Below are 15,037 nucleotides of genomic sequence, written 5' to 3'. Positions count from 1 at the left end.
GTGGCAGGTCGAGTGGAAACTCGTGGCAGGTCGAGTGAAAACTCGTGGCAGGTCAGCGTGGGGGCGGGTAGGTTCTCGTGCTTGTGTCCGCGCGCGCCCCGATCCTCCTGCGACTCGTCGCGGCGGGCGTGCGACAGCAGACGGCCTATCCCCTGGCCGCCCTCGCCGGCCTCGTCGCGAACGTGACCTTCGGGTTCCTCAAGGTCGCGGTGCTCCTGGCCACCGTGGAGGCGGCCGGTGGCGAGCTGAACGGGTACGACGCGGGCACGATGTCGGCCTACATCTGGATCTCCCAGGGGTTGCTCGGGTCGGTCAACCTCTTCGGTCGCACCGAGATCGCCGAGCGGATCAAGAGCGGCGACGTCGTCGTCGACTTCCTGCGTCCGCTCGACGTGCACGCGGCGGCCGTCGCCACCGATGTCGGGCGCTCGTTGTGGGCCCTCCTCCCCCGCGGCGTGCCCTCGGTCGTGATCGGCGCCGTCGTCGTGGGCATGGCCGTGCCGACGTCCGTGGCGGGCTTCCTGCTCGGGGCCGTGAGCATGGTGCTGGGCATCGTCGTGTCGTGCACGACCGTCTACCTCGTGGCCGCCACGGGCTTCTGGTTGGTCGAGACGCGCGGCGTGCAGATCCTCTACATGGTGGTCTCGGGCTTCCTCGCCGGGTTGTTCGTGCCGATCGGGCTCTTCCCGACCCCGCTGTTCGCCGTCGCCTCGGCCACCCCGTTCCCCTCGATGATGATGTACCCGGTCGACGTGCTCTCCGGTCGTGTCGCGGGGTGGGACGCCGTGGGGCTGGTCGCGGCTCAGGCCGGCTGGCTCGTGGTCACCGCCGCCCTCGGACAACAGATGACCCGGCGCGGCCGGCACAAGCTGGAGGTCCAAGGTGGCTAGCACAGGGGCCGGCAAGGTGACCGACCTGAGCGCGTACCGCGCGGTGCTCGCGAGCCGGATGCGCGCGCAGGCCTCCTACCGTGCCAGCTTCGCCCTCGACCTGGGCAGCTCGCTGCTCGTCGGGGTCGTCGAGCTGGCCGAGATCGCGGTGCTCTACACCTCGGTACACGGCATCGGTGGGCTCGACCTCGCCGCGATCCTCCTGGTCTTCGGCCTGGCCGATCTCTCCTTCTCGCTGGCCGACATGGCCTTCGGGCACTGCGACGACCTGCCGACGCTGATCCGAGCCGGCACGATCGACGTCTTCTACCTGCGCCCGCAGCCGCTGCTGGCCCAGCTCGTGACCTCCGACATCAGCCTGCGCCGCATCGCTCGCGGCGGTGTCGGCCTGGTGGTGCTCGTGATCGCACTGGCGATCAACGACGTGCCGTGGTCACCGGCCGCGGTGCTGTTGCTCGTGCTGGCGCTGCTCAGCGGGCTGGTGACGTTCGGCTCGCTCTTCGTCACCGCGGCGGGCTGCCAGTTCTTCTTGGTCAACGGAGCCGAGATGACCAACGCGTTCGTGTACGGGGGCCGCTACGGCGCCACGCAACCGGCGTCGGTGTGGGGTCGGCCGCTGGTCGTGCTGTTCGGCTTCTTCTTCCCGATGGCCTTCACCGCCTACCTGCCCGTCGTCACCCTGCTCGGTCTGCCCGGCCTCGACGGGCTGCCCACCTGGCTGGGATGGTGCGCACCGGTGGCGGCGCTGTGGGCGGTCGTCCTCGCCGCCCTGGCCTGGCGGGTCGGCGTCCGGCACTACCAAGGAGCAGGCGGATGAGCAGCGTTTCCATGGACGGCCCGATCATCGAGACCCATGGCCTGCGCCGCACCTTCACCGTGCGCGACGGACTGAGGCGACGGACCGTCGTGGCGGTCGAGGGTCTCGACCTGCGCATCGAACCCGGCGAGGCGGTCGGCTACATCGGCGCGAACGGTGCGGGCAAGTCGACCACCATCAAGATGCTCACCGGCATCCTGGTGCCGACCGCGGGCGAGGTGCGCACCTGCGGCCTGCGCCCGGTGCCCGACCGGCGCCGGCTGGCTCGCCACGTGGGCGTGGTGTTCGGACAACGCAGCCAGCTGTGGTGGGACCTGCCCACCGAGGAGTCCTTCGAGCTGCTCGCCGCGATCCACCGCCTGAGCCCGGACGACGCCCGCAGCCGCCGCAGCGAGCTCGTCGAGCGCCTGGAGCTGGACGAGTTCCTCACGACCCCGGTGCGCCAGCTCTCCCTGGGGCAGCGGATGCGGGCCGAGGTCGCCGCGGCGCTGCTGCACCGGCCGCGGCTGGTGATCCTCGACGAGCCGACGATCGGGCTCGACGTGCTCTCCAAGCAACGGTTGCGCGAGTTCCTGGTCACCGAGCGCCACGAGCACGGCACCACGCTGCTGCTGACCACCCACGACATGGGTGATGTCGAGCGGCTGTGCGACCGCGTGGTGCTCGTCGACCGCGGCAGCGTGGCCTTCGAGGGCACGCTCGCCGGCCTCTCCCGCACGGTCGGCGCCGATCGCGTGCTCACCGTCGACCTCGCCGAGCCCGTTCCCGACCTGGGCACGGTCGCGACGCTGCCCGGCGTCCGCCACCAGGGCCACGAGGGCCACGGGCTGCGGCACCGCTTCGCCTTCGACGCCGAGCAGACCACCGTCGTGGCGCTGCTGGCCGCGCTGTCGGCCCACGCAGAAGTGCGCGACCTCGCCATCGAGGAGCCCGACGTCGAGGACGTCGTCCGCCGGGTCTACGCCGCACGACGGTGATCATCCCGGCTGATCATGAGGGTCGAGATCGCGATCACCAGGGCGCTGCGCGACGCCTCCGCTCCTGGCAATAGTGAGGGGTCGGATCTCGGGTCAAGCACCACGGAAGGTCATCCTCATGAAGCTGCGTCCCACCTACGCCGGCGTCACCTCGACCCTGGCTCTCGTCATCGCTCTCTCGGGCGGCGCCTACGCCGCCACTCAGCTGCCCAAGAACAGCGTCGGCACCCGGCAACTCCAGAAGAACGCCGTCACGACGGCCAAGATCAAGAGCAACGCCGTGAAGGGCCCGAAGATCAAGGACGGCAGCATCGGCACCGCCGACCTGGCCGACGGCGGTGTGGAGAACGGCGATCTCGCCGCGGGCAGTGTGACGCCCGACAAGCTCGAGCCCACCTTCGCGAACGACCTGGATGCGGCCCTCGACGCCGGGCAGCAGAACGGCAGTCCGATCATCGTCGATTCCAGTAGCGGCTCCATCCAGACGGTGAACAACGCAGGGGTCACCCTCGGCTCGGTCACTGCTCCCGAGACCGGGTACTACGCAGTCATGGTCACGATTCGCGCCTTCTCCCAGACCAGCGCGACGGCTCGCATCTTCTGCTCGTTCGGCACCAGCGGCGGGATCATGGACCAGCTGACCAACACCGCAGTGCCGGCTCAGGTCACCCAGCTGCCGATGCTCGGCTACACGTTCGCCACCTCGGGTCAGTCCCTCGGCCTGACGTGCAACACGGGGAGCGGCAGCCCCGACATCACGGCCAGCTACCGCATCAGTGCGTTCCGCGTGCAGCTCCCGTGAGGTGGTGCCGGCTCTCGACGAGCCGACCACCTGGCCCGTCGTCCTCGTACCGGTGAGCCGTCGGCTGGGTACCCTGAAGCGGCATGCTCGGCCGACAGCGCAGGGGGACTCGTGCGGATCCTGGTGGTCGAGGACGAACCCGTCCTCGCCGAGCATCTGCGTCGCGGTCTGCTCGCGCAGGGCTTCGACGTCCTGGTCGCGCACGACGGGCAGGCCGGCCTCGACGCCGCGAGGGCCGGCGGGATCGACCTCGTCCTGCTCGACCTGATGCTGCCCTCCGTCTCCGGTTTCCGTGTCTGCGAGAAGCTGCGGCGCGAGGGCGTCACCACGCCGGTCCTCGTCCTGAGCGCGAAGGACGGCGACCTCGACCACGCCGACGCCCTCGACGCCGGCGCCGACGACTTCCTCGCCAAGCCGTTCAGCTACCCGGTGCTGATGGCCCACGTGCGCGCCCTCCTGCGCCGCGGCTCTCTCACGGGGCCGGCGCGGCTGACGCTCGGCGCGCTGTCGGTGGACTCCGAGCAGCTGAGCGTGGAACGAGGTGGCCGGCGGGTGCTCCTCACGCGCCTGGAGTTCCGGCTGCTCACCGAGCTGGCACGCAACCCCGGCCGGGTGGCCTCCAAGAGCGAGCTCCTCGCGGAGCTGTGGCAGGAGTCCGCCCCGGACGACAACCTCGTCGAGGCGGCCATCGCGCGGGTGCGCCGCAAGCTCGGCGAGCTCGACGGCGACCGCCTGATCGAGACGGTGCGAGGGGTCGGCTACCGCGTCAACCTCAGCGCGGTGACATGAGATCTCCACGCCGTCGGCTCCGGGTGCGCCCCCGCGGGTTGGTCGGCCGCTCGGTCGCGGCGGCGGTGCTGGCAGTGCTCGTGCTGGGCCTCGCCGCCTGGTGGTGGGCCAGGACGAGCACCTACGACGACCAGATGGACGCGAGCCGCGCCCTGGCCCGCTCCCAGGTCGACCAGATCCTGGCCCAGACCGTCGACGGCACCCGGCTCGGCGGCGACTACGGCTCGTTCCCCTACGAACTGGTCGCGGGCCGGGGGGAGGTCGTGAGCGCCAGCAGCGTCGTCACGCCCTTCGAGGACGGTCACAGCCTGATGCCGGCCCCGGGCTACGGAGGCCCGCAGCCCCTGTACGCGATCTACCCGGTCAGGCTCCCCGCCTCGATCGACAGTCCGCTCGCCGGCCGCGAGGTCGAGACGATCAGCGGGACCATCTCCGCACGCGACGTCGCCTCCGGCAGCGCCGGGCGGCCCGGAGACGTCTCCCCCGGAGCTCGATACCGGGTCTACGTCTTCGTGCTCGACGACGCCGCCCTCCAGGCACGCGCCCGGGTCGACCACCTGGCCCTGGTGGCCCTCCCCACGGCCTGCCTCTTCGTGGGCCTCATCGTGTGGGCGGCGGTCGGAGTCACCCTCCGGAGCGTGCGGCTCATCGCGGCGCACACCCGGGGCGTCACGGCCCGCGACCCCCGCGAGCGCGTCCCCGTGCCCCCCAGCGGGGACGCCATCGAGGATCTGGCCGACACCATCAACGAGACGCTGGACCGCCTCCAGCGCACCCAGGACGAGCAGCGCCGCTTCGTCGCCGACGCCTCGCACGAGCTGCGCTCGCCCTTGGCCGCCCTCGCCTTCGGGCTCGAGGTCGCCCACCACCACCCCGAGCTCACCCCGCCCGCGCAGGTCGTCGAGTCCGCCCTGGGCTCGGCCAGGAGGCTGGAGGCGCTGGTGGCCGACCTGCTGGACCTGGCCACGCTGGACGCCGGCGCAGTGGCGGAGCCGACCCAGGTGCCCCTGCGCGACGTGATGGCGCAGGCCTTGTCCGACCTCCCCACGCCCGGCCACGTGACGCTCGTGCCGCCCGCCGACCTCGATCTCGAGTGCGAGGTGCTGGCCGTGGCCGGACTGCTCGCCCGGGCGCTGCACAACGTGGTCGCCAACGCGCTGCGGCACGCCACCCGCGCCGTCGAGATCACCGTGTCGCTCGCCCCGGGCCGCACCTCCGACACCGTCACCATCGACGTCGACGACGACGGACCGGGCATCGCACCGGCGGACCGGACTCGCGTCCTCGGCCGCTTCACCCGGCTCGACGACGCCCGGGCCCGCGACACCGGGGGTTCCGGCCTCGGACTGGCCATCGCCCGCGACGCGGTGGCGGTCGGCGGCGGCAGCCTGACCATCCTCGACCGCCCCGGGGGCGGACCGGGCTGCCGGGTGCGCCTCACGCTGCGTGGTCGCGCTCCTGGCGGGCCGGTAGGAGACCGAACCTGACAGACCGGTCAGGCTCGGTCAGGGCCAGGTCAGGGAGCCACCCGACCATCGGGGCATGTCGACCTCGACGCCCTCGCGCACTGCGCCGCACCCGCTTCGACCGGGTCTTCGACCGAACCTGCGACCGAGCCTGCGACGCGGCTCTCGTCCGAGCGCCCGGCGGCTGCGCCCCGGCGCGGACGTCGTGGTCCCCCTCGTCGCGGCGGGGATCCTGGCCACGGTGTACACGGTCCTGGCACTGCGCCAGCACGAGATGCTGATGACCTCGGGCTACGACCTCGGCATCTTCGTCCAGGAAGTCCGCTCCTACGCCTTGGGCCACCTGCCCGTCTCGACCCTGAAGGGGCCGGGCTTCCAACTGCTCGGCGACCACTTCTCCCCCGCCGTCGCCGTCCTCGCACCGTTCTACCGCCTCTTCCCGTGCGCGCAGACGCTCCTGGTCGCCCAGGCGCTGCTGCTGGCGCTGGGTGTGATGCCCCTGACGGCGTGGGCACACCGGTGCTGCGGCATCTGGACGGCGATCGCGGTCGCGGTCGTCTACGGGTTGTCGTGGGAGCTGGCCGAGGCCGTCGGGTTCGACTTCCACGAGGTCGCCCTGGCCGTACCGCTCCTGGCCTGGTCGTTGAGCGCCCTGGGGCAGGACCGGCTGACCGCCGCCGTCTGGTACGCCGTGCCCCTGGTGCTGGTCAAGGAGGATCTGGGCCTCACCGTTGCCGTCATCGGGGCGCTGGTCGCCTGGCGCGGCAACCGGATCCTGGGCGCGGCCGCCGCCCTCGGCGGCGTCACCGCGACCCTGGTCGAGACCTTCGTCGTGATCCCCGCCTACAACGCGTCGGGCACGAACCCCTACAGCGGGCAGATCTCGATCGGAGCAGGCCCGTGGCATCAGCTCGCGGGCGTGCTGGGCTCGGAACCCAAGCTCAGCACCTTGTTCCTGCTCGTCGCTCCCACGGCGTTCCTGGCGCTGCGCTCGCCGCTGTGCCTGGTCGCCGTACCGACGTTGACCTGGCGATTCCTGGCCGACAACCCCGCCTACTGGGGCACCGGCTACCACTACAGCGCCGTCCTCGCACCCGTCGCGGTGGCCGCCATGGTCGACGCGCTCTCGCGCAGGCCTCCCGGTGCTCGGTGGCTGCCGTGCTCGGTGGCGGTGGCAGTGACGGTGGTTCTCGTGGGCTCGCATCCCCTCTCACGGCTCTGGCAGCCATCGCTGTGGGAGGAGTCTCCTCGGGTCGCCGCCGCCCATCGGCTGCTCGCACGCATCCCCGACGACGCCACGGTGAGCGCCTCGAACTGGCTGGCGCCCCAGCTGACCAGCCGCGACGACGTCAGCCTGTTCGCAGGCACCGACCTGGACCGGCCGCGCCCGGAATGGATCGTCGTCGACACCGGCTCGCCGTTGACGTTCCCGATCGGCCCCGCCGAGCAGATCCGCGCCCTCGACGCGGCCCGGCGCGACGGGTACCGCCTCCTCGCCGAGGACCAGGGGGTCTACCTCCTGCGGGCGGCGCCGTGACGCGGGCTTGATCCACGAAGTGACGCTGGAGGAGGAACTCGGTGGGTACGCCGCCAGGGCCCGGACAGCACCCGGTCAGGCGCGTGGTCCGGGAGCCCGCACCAGCAGCGCCACGCACTCGACGTGGTGCGTCATCGGGAAGGAGTATCGGGGCCCGAGCGTGGCCCCGATCGTTTGCGATCAGCTGCTCCGATCGACTAAAAAGGTACTCTGACCTGCGGAGATGTCACCTTCAGGTCGTGCCGTGGGCTGCACCCGCTTGCGGGTCAGCGATTTTCAAAGTGCGCCCAAACCGCGCCCTCGCGCGCACAGGCACAATCGGCCGCATTCGATCGCCCGTCACGTCTCGCCGCGAGCGCGGGCTTCGAGGTACTGGTCCACGACGACGGCAGGGATCCGGCCGCGGCCGGAGACGGCAATGCCGGCGTACGCAGCCCAGCGCCGTACATCTGCGGGAGTCGGTGGCGCAGGCGCGAGTGGCGGCGCGGTTTCAAGACCGCGTACGACAAGATCCCCGACCACCGCCTCCGACAACCCGACGCGCGCCGCCGCGAGGAAGCGGTACGTCCACTCCTGAGCGAGTTTGCGGGTCTCGCAGAAGACGATCGGCACGGTCGGGAACCGGATCTGGCACTCGGCGATCCCGTCGGCCACGACGCTGGGCCGAACGTGGTCGAGTTTGAAGACCTGCGAGTAGCGCTCCTCGACGACCACTGCCGCCCGCGGGATCGCGGCCAGTTCGGTCAGCTGGAACTTCAGCTTGCCGGTCGTCAGTGAGGTGACGAGGTCAGCCAGGGACTTGCGCTCGACGCTTGCCTGGAGCACCCCGTCGACGACGAGTCCGTAGTCGCCGGCGCGCAGCGGCGTGCATCGGGTCGTGGCCTGCCGGTCGGCGAAGGTGAACGGGTAGCGCTCGCGGATGTCTACGGCGATCTCCAGGTCGGCGACGCCGCTGGCGCGGGCACCCGGCAGGGACACCGCGGGGCGCGCTTGTTTGGCGGTGCGGGCGGTCTGCCAGAAGATCATCTGGCGTCCGCGGGCGTTGGTGATGACGATCTGGGAGCGGTTCTCCCGGCCCCGGGCGAGGACGAGGTCGATAGCAGCGCCGCGTCGGACGCAAGACCGCACGGGCACTCGCTCGATGATCTCGGCGTCGTCCGGCCACTCCTCGACGCGGTGACAGTAGACCTTGCCAGTGCGCGGCCAGGTGTCCTTGGCCTTGAGGATGATCCCTGCACCAAGCGGGATTCGCAGGAGGTAGGGCAGCGTCGACCCGGGCTCGGTGTTCCTGGCGATGACGAAGTCCTCGGACATGGCTACAACTTCCCCGCAGTCACGAGTCGATCGATCGAGTTCTCGGCGTCAGGGAGGTCGAGCAGTAGCGCGCGGTCCTCCTTGATGGCGGCGACCATGGCCCGCAACCGCTGCCGGTCCTTCTTGGTGAGTTCAACGTCGCGGAAGTCGCGAGCCGCAATGAGGCCGGCCAATACGACGAAGTCGCGGCGATGGCGACCGAGTCCGGGGTCGCTGACGTTGCTCAGGGCCGCTGCCTTTCCCACCAGAGCGCCGACCAGGTTGGGGCGGCGTACGGATCCCTCGCGGCCAGCGACCGTCACGGCGACGGTCTCGCTGCGCTGGAGCGCCTGGGTCCCGCCAGCGGTCGGGAGGGTCGGACTGCCGGTAACGCCTTGGCGGAGGCTCGCGCGCTCGCCGATCCCCTCGGGAAGCAGGACGTCGATGGAGGCATCGCCACGAACCCAGCGATGCTGGAGACCCTCGGCGGAGATGCCATCTGACTCGAACCCGATGTCCGTGAGCACGCCGGTGAAGGTGGCGAGCATGCCGGGATCTGCGCGGACGTCGATGACAGTGTCGGCGTCGTTCGTCGGACGGACCGGGAATTGACCTCGTTCGGCGCAGTGCAGGTGGACGAGCTGTCCACCGATGAGCGTCCAGCCGTCCGCCAACCTTACGTGCAGGTCGAGGAGGCCGAGCCAGGAGGCGGTCTGTTCCGGCGGCATGGCGGGCAGGACGATCACCGGGCCGCGTCCTTCCACTCCATGGCGAGGTCGTGCACGAGTTCAACCGCGCGGGCCTCCTCGCGCGGTCCGCGGTGTTCGGCGAGGTCGGCCGCAAGCCGGAGTCGTGAGTTCGGGAACGGGTTCTGCGCGTCCGGGATGACGTGGAGTACGACGTTGGCGTCGCGGTCGGACTCGACGAGGAGGTAGTCCTTGACGACTCCGGCGACCTGCGACTCCTCGAGGTAGCCCTCGACGTCGGCCGAGGCGATGCCGCTCGCGCCCAGGTCGACCAGCGAGGACCATCTCGGATCGGCCTGCAGGTCGGCGAGGTCTGCGGGCGCCGCCCGGAGTTGTCGGCGCTCGGCCCTGTTGCGGAACATCGAGCGGAGGGAGGCCGCCAGTTCCTTCACGGATTCCTCGCCGTCGGGTCGAGCGACGGCCATCTCAAGCAGGCGGCCCAACTGCTTGCGAGCGCGCGAGACTGCCGCGGATCCGCTCGGGCGCACAGCATCGCGGTCGTGCTCCGAGACTTCGATGAGTGCCCACGCGGAGCGGGCCGAATAGGGACGGCCTGCCTTGCTTCGCTCCTGCACGTGCAGAAGCGATCGCTCATCGACGACCCACTGGGCACCGATCCGCTCGGCGACCAAGGAGCCGTCCGCGATGCGCTGGTGGATCCTGGGCACGCTAACGCCGAGCCGCTGTGCGGCTTGAGCGACGCTGATCGACCCCATGCGCACAATCATAGAAGTCTTTCAAGGATTGTGAAGCCTCCTGGGTCATAGCCCGAGGTCTTTGCTGGAACTGAACTCGAGCGCGTCGACCGGGCGGATGTAGCGGTTGAAGAGGACCGAGAGATCCCCGGGGCCCACGCGGCCCCGCTGGCGGCGGTGATCCGTTGGGACTCCTGGTCGGTCAAACCTCGCCGGGGCCGGGGAGCGGGGCCCGACAGCCAGGGCATGACAGCGGCGAGATCCGACGCGTCCTTCGGGGCGACGGGATGAGTGGGCTCCGCGAGGGGCTGCGTTGCGTTCGTAGGCACCGGCAGTTCCTACAGTCACCTCACAATGTCGGCCGGTCGGCATGCATTGCGCCCAAAGTGCGCCCTAAGCCTCGATTTTCGAGGTCAGCACCGACACCGCGATTTGCATCACTGCAGGTCAGATCCGGTTTTCGTCAGCAGAGCGACGCACTCCACATGATGTGTCATCGGGAACAGGTCGAGGGCCCGCAGGTGCGTGAGCACGTATCCGGCATCGGCGAAGTAGGCGACGTCGCGGGCCAGCGCGGCCGGGTCGCAGGCCACGTACACCACCCGTGAGGGACGACGCTGTGCCACTGCCGCCACGACCGCGCGCTTGGCTCCCTGGCGGGGCGGGTCGAGCACGACCAGGTCGACCGGGTCGGTGAGCAGTGAGCCGCGGGGCCGTTCGAGCACGCGGCGCACGTCGCCGGCCACCACCTGGGTGCGGGCCGGCACGTCCGCCAGGTTGGTGCGGGCGTGGCCGCAGGCGCGTTGGTCACCCTCGACCAGACCGACCGCCCCGAACTCCCCCACCGCTTCGGCCAGGAAACGGGCGAACAGTCCGACCCCGCCGTAGAGGTCGAGCACCCGCTCGCCGGACCGTGGCGCGCCGAACGACATCACGGTGTCGACCAGCGCCTCCGCAGCACCCGGGTGCACCTGCCAGAAGCCGTCGTCGGCCACCTCGAAGCGCACCCCGCGCACCGTGGGATCGGGCGGGTGGTGGGCGTCGATGAGGCAGTCGTCGACCTCCACGACCTCGTGGGAGCGATGCTTGCGCATGCCGCGGCGTCCACCCCCCAGGTCGACGTAGCGCTGCTTGGTGCGCCACCGCAGCCCTCGAGCAACCTCGGGCGTATCGCCTGGCACGGCCTCGACCTCGACGTCCCACTCCAGGTCGGCCAGCCGCTGCAACTGCTCCCGCACGACCGACGCCTTGAGCCGACGCTGCGCCGCGAGGTCGACGTGCTGGAAGTCGCAGCCGCCGCAGGCGTGCGGCCCGGAGTACGGGCACGGCGCCTGCACGCGGTCGGGCGAGGCCTCGAGCACCTCGACGGCGTCGCCGCGCCAGAACCGATCGCCCTCGGCGCCCTCGGTGATCTCGACGACCACTCGCTCGCCAGGCAGTGCATGCCGCACGAACACCACCGGACCCTCGCTCGGGCGCAGCACGCAGTGCCCGCCGTGGGCGACCGGACCGACCACGCCCTCCCACCGCAACGAGTCGGTCACCGGCGGCGGCCGACGCGGTCGTCCTCGCGGCGCAGCCGGCCCGTGCGCAGGTCGCCGGCGCGGGTGCGCAGATCCTCACGCATGCGACGCTCGCGGGCCGCCTCCGAGGACGCGAGCTGGTAGGGCACCGAGATGACCATGACGCCGGGGGTGAACAGCAGGCGGCCCTTGAGGCGCAGGGCGGTCTGGTTGTGCAGCAGCTGCTCCCACCAGCGACCCACGACGTACTCGGGGATGTAGACCGCGACGACACCGCGCGGGCTGGCCTTCCGGATCTCCGTGGCGTACTGCACGATCGGCCGCACCAGCTCGCGGTAGGGCGAGTGCAGCATCTTCAGCGGGATGTCGATGTTGCGGTCGTCCCACTCCTTGACCAGCGCGTTGGTCGACGCGGGGTCGGTGGCGACGTACACGCCCTCCAGCGCATTGGGGCGGGTCGCCTTGGCGAACGCGAGCGCCCGCAGCGTGGGCTTGTGCAGCTTCGAGACGAGGACGATCGCGTGCACCCGCGTCGGGAGCACCTTGTCCTCCTCGTCGGCGGCGAGCTCCTCGGCGACGCGGTCGTAGTGGTGTCGGATGCCGTTCATCAGCACGAAGAACACCGCCATGGCCAGCAGCGTGATCCAGGCGCCGGCCAGGAACTTGGTGATGAGGATGATCACCAGCACCACGCCGGTGAAGGAGAGACCGATGGTGTTGATGACGCGCGAACGGTACATCCGCCGCCGAGCAGCCGCGTTGCGCTCGGTCCTCAGCTCGCGGGTCCAGTGCCGGATCATGCCGAGCTGGCTGAGGTTGAACGACACGAAGACGCCGACGATGTAGAGCTGGATCAGTCGCGTGGTCTCGGCGTCGAAGACCCAGATGAGGATGCACGCCATGACGGCGAGGAACACGATGCCGTTGGAGTAGGCGAGCCGGTCGCCGCGCGAGCCCAGGGCACGCGGGGCGAGCCCGTCGCGGGCGAGGATCGAGCCGAGCACCGGGAAGCCGTTGAACGCCGTGTTGGCGGCCAGCACCAAGATCACGCCGGTGATCGAGACCGTGAGGTAGAAGCCGGGCGAGAAGTCGTGGAAGACGCCCCGGGCGATCTGCGAGATCACCGTGTGCTGGTCGTAGGTGTCGCCCACCGGAACGCCGTTGTCGAGCAGGCGTCCCTGGTCAGCCGGGTCGACCATCCGCACGCCCATCTCCCGCGCGAGGGCGATGACGCTGACCATCATGGTGATGGCGATCAGCGCCAGCAGCAACAGCGTCGTGGCGGCGTTCTTCGACTTGGGCCGCTTGAAGGCGGGCACGCCGTTCGAGATGGCTTCGACGCCGGTCAGGGCGGCACAGCCCGACGAGAACGCCCGCGCGAGCAGGAACAGCAGCCCGAAGGTGGTCAGTGCCCCCTCGTAGCGGTCGTCGGGGACGATCGTCAGCTTCGCCGACTCGGCCGCCGGCAGATTGCCGGAGAGCATCTCGACGAGACCGAACGCCACCATCGCGAAGATCGCGACCATGAACAGATAGGTCGGCACCGCGAAGAAGCCGCCGGACTCGCGGATGCCGCGCAGGTTCATCGCCGTGAGCAGCAGCACCAGCACGATCGCGAACGTCGCCTCGTGACCGCTGAGCGGTCCGATCGCCGATGCGGCGTACTGGGCCCCGGAGGAGATCGAGACCGCCACGGTCAGGATGTAGTCGACCAGCAGGGCGCTCGCGACCGTGGTACCCGCCGTCCGGCCGAGATTGACGGTGGCGACCTCGTAGTCGCCGCCGCCGGAGGGGTAGGCGTGCACGGTCTGCCGGTAGGAGGCGATGACGGCCGCCATGACCACCGCCACCGCGAGCGCGATCTTCCACGACCAGACGTACATGCTGGCCCCGGCCAGCGACAGCATGATGAAGACCTCGTCGGGGGCGTACGCGACCGACGACAGCGCATCGCTGGCGAACACCGGCAGCGCGATGCGCTTGGGGAGGAGGGTCTCCCCCAGCTGACTGCTCCGCAGCTTGCGCCCGAGCAGGATGCGCTTCGAGACGTCACCGACACCCACGTCTGGGAAGGCTACGGCACGCCACGCCCGGTTGGTGACCCCACGTCGAGGCGCGCCGAGAGGGATGCGGCTACCGTGAACCCGTGCACGTCGTGATCATGGGCTGCGGACGCGTGGGCTCCACGCTGGCCCGCAGCCTCGAGGACCGCAACCACACCGTGTCGATCATCGACAGCGAGCCCGACGCCTTCCGCCGCCTCGGGCCAGGCTTCAACGGTGACAAGGTCGCCGGGGTCGGCTTCGACCAGGAGGTGCTGGAGAAGGCGGGCATTCGTCGGGCCGATGCCTTCGCGGCGGTCTCCAGCGGAGACAACTCCAACATCATCGCCGCCCGCGTGGCCCGCGAGACCTTCGGCATCAGCCAGGTCGTGGCGCGCATCTACGACCCCGGCCGAGCCGAGGTCTACCAGCGGCTGGGCATCACGACCGTCGCCACGGTCAAGTGGACCTCCGACCAGGTGCTGCGGCGGATCCTGCCCGCAGGCGCGGAGCCCGACTTCCGCGACCCCAGCGGCACCATCCGCGTCGACCACATCAGGGTGCCGGACGCCTGGGTCGGCCAGCGCACCATCGACCTCCAGCGGCGCAGCAAGTCGCGCATCGCCTGGATCGACCGGCTGGGCGAGGGCATGCTGCCCAACCGCGAGACCATCCTCCAGGAGGGCGACATGCTGCACCTGGTCATCCGCGAGGACCGCGCCTCGCACACGTTCTCCGTGCTCGACGCCGGACCCCAGGAGGCCTGATGCGCGTCGCCATCGCCGGGGCCGGCGCCGTCGGCCGCTCCATCGCCCGCGAGCTCATCGGCAACGGGCACGAGGTGCTGCTGATCGACAAGAACGCCGACTCCATCAAACCCGAGCGGGTGCCGGACGCCGAGTGGTTGCTCGCCGACTGCTGTGAGATGTCGTCGCTGGAGGAAGCCCGGCTGGAGGACTGCGACGTGCTCATCTCCGCCACCGGCGACGACAAGGCGAACCTCGTCGCCTCGCTGTTGGCCAAGACCGAGTTCGGCGTGCCGCGCACCGTCGGCCGGGTCAATCACCCCAACAACGAGTGGCTCTTCAGCGAGGCATGGGGAGTCGACGTCAACGTCTCGACGCCGCGCATCATGTCGGCCCTGGTCGAGGAGGCCGTGGCCGTCGGCGACATCGTGCGGCTCTTCACCTTCCGCCAGGGCAACGCCAACCTCGTCGAGATCACGCTGCCCGACGACTCCCCCTTCGTCGGCAAGCCCAGCGGGCTCATCCCGCTGCCCGGCAACTGCGCCCTCGTCACGATCCTGCGTGACGGTCAGGTCTACGTGCCCGACCCCGAGCAGCCGGTCGAGGCCCACGACGAGCTGCTCCTCGTCGTCCCGGAGGAGCAGGAGGACGCCGTCGAGCGCCTGCTGGCGCCCTCCATGCACCCCGAGAAGACCGAGTAGCCGGCGGAGCCGG

Annotated in this window: 14 protein-coding genes; 9 read left to right on the top strand and 5 right to left on the bottom strand. The window is 70.5% G+C overall.

What is annotated here, in order from left to right; genetic code table 11:
* The first annotated feature begins 83 nt into the window (after positions 1-83).
* The 7 genes from ISG29_RS04760 to ISG29_RS04730 all read left to right on the top strand — a co-directional run bounded on the left by ISG29_RS04760 (position 84) and on the right by ISG29_RS04730 (position 7,278).
* Complete coding sequence (locus ISG29_RS04760) at positions 84-890, top strand: ABC transporter permease (RefSeq protein WP_207792666.1); 807 nt, start codon at positions 84-86, stop codon at positions 888-890.
* A gap of 16 nt (positions 891-906) precedes the next feature.
* The gene (locus ISG29_RS04755; protein ID WP_328827972.1) at positions 907-1,707 is read left to right on the top strand and encodes an ABC transporter permease; all 801 of its coding nucleotides are present in this window, start codon (positions 907-909) and stop codon (positions 1,705-1,707) included.
* Complete coding sequence (locus tag ISG29_RS04750; protein ID WP_194502149.1) at positions 1,704-2,684, top strand: ABC transporter ATP-binding protein; 981 nt, start codon at positions 1,704-1,706, stop codon at positions 2,682-2,684. Before ISG29_RS04755 ends, ISG29_RS04750 begins: the two co-directional genes overlap by 4 nt.
* 118 nt (positions 2,685-2,802) lie before the next feature.
* Positions 2,803-3,486: a hypothetical protein gene (locus ISG29_RS04745; RefSeq protein WP_194502148.1), complete on the top strand. Its 684-nt coding sequence runs from the start codon at positions 2,803-2,805 to the stop codon at positions 3,484-3,486.
* A 111-nt stretch (positions 3,487-3,597) separates the two neighbouring features.
* Positions 3,598-4,275, top strand: coding sequence for a response regulator transcription factor (locus ISG29_RS04740; protein ID WP_194502147.1), 678 nt, complete (start codon positions 3,598-3,600; stop codon positions 4,273-4,275).
* Positions 4,272-5,762, top strand: coding sequence for a HAMP domain-containing sensor histidine kinase (locus ISG29_RS04735; RefSeq protein WP_194502146.1), 1,491 nt, complete (start codon positions 4,272-4,274; stop codon positions 5,760-5,762). Before ISG29_RS04740 ends, ISG29_RS04735 begins: the two co-directional genes overlap by 4 nt.
* A gap of 55 nt (positions 5,763-5,817) precedes the next feature.
* Positions 5,818-7,278: a DUF2079 domain-containing protein gene (locus ISG29_RS04730; RefSeq protein ID WP_194502145.1), complete on the top strand. Its 1,461-nt coding sequence runs from the start codon at positions 5,818-5,820 to the stop codon at positions 7,276-7,278.
* A gap of 339 nt (positions 7,279-7,617) precedes the next feature.
* On the opposite strand, the gene ISG29_RS04725 is transcribed toward ISG29_RS04730, so the two are convergent.
* The 5 genes from ISG29_RS04725 to ISG29_RS04705 all read right to left on the bottom strand — a co-directional run bounded on the left by ISG29_RS04725 (position 7,618) and on the right by ISG29_RS04705 (position 13,598).
* A complete protein-coding gene (locus tag ISG29_RS04725; protein ID WP_194502144.1) occupies positions 7,618-8,592 on the bottom strand; it encodes an ERCC4 domain-containing protein in 975 nt (324 codons plus the stop codon).
* Between the two features lie 2 nt (positions 8,593-8,594).
* Positions 8,595-9,317, bottom strand: coding sequence for a hypothetical protein (locus tag ISG29_RS04720; protein WP_194502143.1), 723 nt, complete (start codon positions 9,315-9,317; stop codon positions 8,595-8,597).
* Entirely contained in the window at positions 9,314-10,033 is a 720-nt protein-coding gene (locus ISG29_RS04715; protein ID WP_194502142.1) for a helix-turn-helix domain-containing protein, read from the bottom strand. The genes ISG29_RS04720 and ISG29_RS04715 overlap by 4 nt, the downstream gene beginning before the upstream one ends.
* A gap of 416 nt (positions 10,034-10,449) precedes the next feature.
* Positions 10,450-11,556, bottom strand: coding sequence for a class I SAM-dependent RNA methyltransferase (locus tag ISG29_RS04710; RefSeq protein WP_194502141.1), 1,107 nt, complete (start codon positions 11,554-11,556; stop codon positions 10,450-10,452).
* The gene (locus tag ISG29_RS04705) at positions 11,553-13,598 is read right to left on the bottom strand and encodes an APC family permease (protein WP_194502140.1); all 2,046 of its coding nucleotides are present in this window, start codon (positions 13,596-13,598) and stop codon (positions 11,553-11,555) included. The genes ISG29_RS04710 and ISG29_RS04705 overlap by 4 nt, the downstream gene beginning before the upstream one ends.
* A gap of 83 nt (positions 13,599-13,681) precedes the next feature.
* On the opposite strand from ISG29_RS04705, the gene ISG29_RS04700 reads away from it, so the two are divergent.
* Both ISG29_RS04700 and ISG29_RS04695 read left to right on the top strand, forming a co-directional pair.
* Entirely contained in the window at positions 13,682-14,344 is a 663-nt protein-coding gene (locus ISG29_RS04700; protein ID WP_194502139.1) for a potassium channel family protein, read from the top strand.
* Entirely contained in the window at positions 14,344-15,024 is a 681-nt protein-coding gene (locus tag ISG29_RS04695; protein WP_194502138.1) for a potassium channel family protein, read from the top strand. The genes ISG29_RS04700 and ISG29_RS04695 overlap by 1 nt, the downstream gene beginning before the upstream one ends.
* Positions 15,025-15,037 lie beyond the last annotated feature (13 nt).

Origin of the sequence: Nocardioides acrostichi, assembly GCF_015319165.1 — a bacterium.
Lineage (GTDB): Bacteria > Actinomycetota > Actinomycetes > Propionibacteriales > Nocardioidaceae > Nocardioides > Nocardioides acrostichi.
The sequence above is the reverse complement of the archived record's forward strand: the minus strand, read 5'-3'. Positions and strand labels throughout refer to the sequence as shown.

Bases quoted from the DNA above. Each gene is read 5' to 3' on its own strand.
- ISG29_RS04745 (WP_194502148.1), top strand. From the start codon at position 2,803: ATGAAGCTGCGTCCCACCTACGCCGGCGTCACCTCGACCCTGGCTCTC.
- ISG29_RS04730 (WP_194502145.1), top strand. From the start codon at position 5,818: ATGTCGACCTCGACGCCCTCGCGCACTGCGCCGCACCCGCTTCGACCG.
- ISG29_RS04735 (WP_194502146.1), top strand. From the start codon at position 4,272: ATGAGATCTCCACGCCGTCGGCTCCGGGTGCGCCCCCGCGGGTTGGTC.
- ISG29_RS04750 (WP_194502149.1), top strand. From the start codon at position 1,704: ATGAGCAGCGTTTCCATGGACGGCCCGATCATCGAGACCCATGGCCTG.
- ISG29_RS04715 (WP_194502142.1), bottom strand. From the start codon at position 10,033: ATGGGGTCGATCAGCGTCGCTCAAGCCGCACAGCGGCTCGGCGTTAGC.
- ISG29_RS04725 (WP_194502144.1), bottom strand. From the start codon at position 8,592: ATGTCCGAGGACTTCGTCATCGCCAGGAACACCGAGCCCGGGTCGACG.
- ISG29_RS04695 (WP_194502138.1), top strand. From the start codon at position 14,344: ATGCGCGTCGCCATCGCCGGGGCCGGCGCCGTCGGCCGCTCCATCGCC.